The organism is Streptomyces bohaiensis, from assembly GCF_012033785.1.
Lineage (GTDB): Bacteria > Actinomycetota > Actinomycetes > Streptomycetales > Streptomycetaceae > Streptomyces > Streptomyces bohaiensis.
In genome coordinates this window covers 1-3,414 of record NZ_JAAVJC010000382.1, presented here as the reverse complement: position 1 = coordinate 3,414, position 3,414 = coordinate 1, and the positions used below count along the sequence as shown (strand labels likewise).

The following is a 3,414-nucleotide window of genomic DNA, read 5'->3' as shown; positions in this document are numbered from 1 at the left end:
GCCCGGCGCTCCGGCTCCGCGGCACGGCCGCGCCGCCCCACCGGGCCCCGCGGTGGGACCACCGGCGGCGCGCCCCGCGGCAGGTGCCGTCGAACCGGGGACGCGGGGGCGCCCAGGCCCTACGCTGGGACCCCGGTCGCCGTCCGAGAGAGGGCATTACGTGGCCTGTGACCTCTGGCTGGTCCCCCTTGTCGATGTGCTCTGCCACAGTCCCGACAACCCGTTCGCCGAAGAGATCGCCGACTACGACCGCGCCCTGGCGGACGCGGGACTGCCCCCCGTCCCCGTGCACGGCTACGTGCCCGGAACCTCCGGGGAGGTCGCCCCGGTCGCGGGGTTCGACTACGCGGCGCTGCACCTGCTGCGCCGGGCGTACCTGCTGCACCTCAGCGGTCTGGAGGTCACTCCTGCCGGCGGAGTCGACGGCGACTACGAGCAGTTGCTGGAGATGTTCGGGGAGGCCGCGCAACGCTCCCACCTGGTCTGGCACTTCGACCACGCCGGCGCCTACGTGCCGCTGGACTTCCCGCAGCCGCTCGCCAACGACGACCTGCTCCGCGGCGGAGGGCCGCTGGGCTCGTCGCACGGTCTGCTGCGCGAACTGGAGTCGGTGGCGCCCGTTCTGGGCATCGACGGCGCCAACCCGCCACCGGCGCCGCCCGCCCCCGGCCGGCCCACCACTCTCGACGAACCGGCGGTCGTCCCCGCCCACGGCGAGGGGCCGTTCGCCCGGGAGCGTCACGTGTGGCTCGGCCTGCACGCCGCCGCGCTGCGCAGCCTCGCCCAGGGATCGATGATCGTTTTCTCCTGACCGCGCCCGAGCTCTCTCCCCGTCCCTGCCCGCGCCCGTCCCTGCCCGCGCCCGAACCGTCCCCGCGCCCCTACCGCCCGCCCCGCGCCCGCGTGCCGTCCCCCGCCGGGGTGTTCCGCCCCGGCGCCCGGCAGCCGTCTCAGCGCGGGCCCTCCGGGGGTCGCTGCCGCGGCATCGTCGGCCGTCCGACGATGTGCGGCCGCGGGCGGGGCGCGGCCGCGGGCTCCGGGCGGGTGCGCCGGTCGGAGGTCTGGGTGAGCAGCGCCCCGCCGCCGGCGTGGAAGTCCGCCATCCACAGCGTGGTCTCGGCGCGCACCAGGTCACCGAGGTCGTCGGAGAACCGGCGCAGCAGCACCAGGCACCGCTCCGCGCGCTCGGCCGGGCCGCCGTCGGCGGCGCCGGTCGCCTCCCGGACCGACTCCCCGGCCCAGTCGTAGCGGAGCTGCTCCAGCCGCCGCTGCACCGCCTGCGCCGTCGCCATGTCGCGGGTCCACCCCGTGGTCAGTCCGAACAGCCGGTCGGCGCCCAGGCAGAGCGTGGCGACCAGCAGGGCGAGGTACCCCCACCCGAGCAGCTCACCGACGCCCGCCAGTTCGAGCAGCGGGAGCAGCACGCCGACCGCGGCGGCGGTCCCGGTACCGGCGCGCAGCGTCCGGGCCGCCCGGCGCTTGCGGACCCGGTCGGCGAGGTACCAGTCCACGGTGCGCAGCGCGTCGCGCTCGGCCCGGTGGTAGAGGGCGTCGAGGCGGGCGGCGGGTTCGCCCCAGTCACCCGAGGGGAACGGCCGGCCGACCAGGTCGTCCCGGCGCCCGGCCGCGTCACGCGCCCCCTCGGGCTGGTTCTCCGGCTGGCTCATCGCTCACCCCCTGCACGGCTGTCACCGTTCTTCTTACCCGCTGCGCCCGGGGCGCCGTCCGGTGGCGGGGAGCGTCGCCGGGTGCGCGGGGAGCCGCCCGAACGGACGACACCGCGGGCCGGGCGGGTGAAGGGCGCCGCCGGTGGCCGCGTCGACCACCGATGAGTGTTCACCCGAAAGAGTGGGCCGGTGGCAGCGATAGGCTGCCTGGCGTGAACATCCTCGTCATCGGCGGCGGCGCCCGCGAACACGCCCTGTGCCACGCCCTGTCCCGTGAAGCGGACGTGTCCGCGCTGCACTGCGCGCCGGGCAACGCCGGCATCACCGAGGTGGCGACCGTCCACCCGGTGGACGCCACCGACGGCGCGGCCGTCGCCGCGCTGGCCGCCGAGGTCGGCGCCGAGCTGGTGGTGGTCGGCCCGGAGGCGCCGCTGGTCGCCGGGGTCGCGGACGCGGTCCGTGCGGCCGGCGTCCCCGTCTTCGGCCCGTCGGCCGAGGCCGCGCGGTTGGAGGGCAGCAAGGCGTTCGCCAAGGAGGTCATGGCCGCCGCCGGTGTGCCGACCGCCCGGTCCTACGTCTGCACCACCGCCGAGGAGGTCGACGAGGCGCTGGCCGCCTTCGGCCCGCCCTTCGTGGTCAAGGACGACGGTCTGGCCGCGGGCAAGGGCGTGGTGGTGACCGAGGACGCCGCGGCGGCCCGTGCCCACGCCGCCGCGTGCGAACGGGTGGTGATCGAGGAGTTCCTCGACGGCCCCGAGGTCTCGCTCTTCGCGGTGACCGACGGTGAGACGGTGGTGCCGCTGCGCCCCGCCCAGGACTTCAAGCGCGCGCTGGACGGCGACGCGGGGCCGAACACCGGCGGGATGGGCGCCTACTCGCCGCTGCCGTGGGCCGACCCGAAGCTGGTCGACGAGGTCCTCGCGACGGTGCTGGAGCCGACCGTCGCGGAGATGCGGCGGCGCGGCACCCCGTTCTCCGGCCTGCTGTACGCCGGGTTGGCGATCACCTCGCGCGGCGTACGGGTCATCGAGTTCAACGCCCGGTTCGGCGACCCGGAGACCCAGGTGGTGCTGGCGCGCCTGCGCAGCCCGCTCTCCGTCCTGCTGCACGCCGCCGCCACGGGCACGCTGGCGGACCTGGAGCCGCTGGTGTGGAGTGAGGACGCCGCCGTGACGGTGGTCGTCGCCTCGGAGGGCTACCCGGCCGCGCCGCGGACCGGTGACCCGATCGAGGGGTTGGCGGAGATCGCCGCCGAGGACGGACCGGAGAGCTACGTGCTGCACGCCGGTACCCGCCGGGACGAGGACGGCCGGGTGCTGAGCGCCGGCGGCCGCGTGCTGTCGGTCACCGCCACCGGCGCCGACCTCGGCGAGGCGCGGCAGCGGGCGTACCGCTCGGTGGAGCGGATTCGGCTGGCGGGCTCCCACTACCGCACGGATATTGCCGCGAAGGCTGCGGAATCGGCCTGAACAACCCCAAACCTCTGCCCAAAGCCCCACCATCGAGTGACCGTGTGCCGGTATTGCTGACGTGCGCGCAGCGCCCCCCTATGGTCGGTCGCGAAGGGGGCGCCCGGCGGTCCGGTGCTCCCGGTCGTGCGCGCACGCACACGACCGGGGCGGTGTGACCGGCGGACGCATCCGTGACGCACGCGCACGCTCTGCGGAGCCGGCGCGGGCGTCCGGACACAGGTCCCGGTCGCACCGGCCGCGCGCCGTGCCGCCCCACCGCCGCCGGCGGTGGGCCG

Annotated in this window: 3 protein-coding genes; 2 read left to right on the top strand and 1 reads right to left on the bottom strand. The window is 76.4% G+C overall.

The genetic code is table 11. The features are described 5' to 3' along the window. Positions 1-160 precede the first annotated feature (160 nt). The gene (locus tag HCN52_RS22940) at positions 161-811 is read left to right on the top strand and encodes a putative DNA-mimic protein (protein ID WP_168090346.1); all 651 of its coding nucleotides are present in this window, start codon (positions 161-163) and stop codon (positions 809-811) included. A gap of 139 nt (positions 812-950) precedes the next feature. Here HCN52_RS22940 and HCN52_RS22935 read toward each other — a convergent pair whose 3' ends face one another. Beyond that, the gene (locus tag HCN52_RS22935; RefSeq protein ID WP_168090345.1) at positions 951-1,667 is read right to left on the bottom strand and encodes an SLATT domain-containing protein; all 717 of its coding nucleotides are present in this window, start codon (positions 1,665-1,667) and stop codon (positions 951-953) included. 212 nt (positions 1,668-1,879) lie between these two features. Here HCN52_RS22935 and purD point away from each other — a divergent pair, with 212 nt between their 5' ends. Then, positions 1,880-3,136: a phosphoribosylamine--glycine ligase gene (gene purD / locus HCN52_RS22930; RefSeq protein ID WP_168090344.1), complete on the top strand. Its 1,257-nt coding sequence runs from the start codon at positions 1,880-1,882 to the stop codon at positions 3,134-3,136. Positions 3,137-3,414 lie beyond the last annotated feature (278 nt).

Bases quoted from the DNA above. Each gene is read 5' to 3' on its own strand.
- HCN52_RS22935 (WP_168090345.1), bottom strand. From the start codon at position 1,667: ATGAGCCAGCCGGAGAACCAGCCCGAGGGGGCGCGTGACGCGGCCGGG.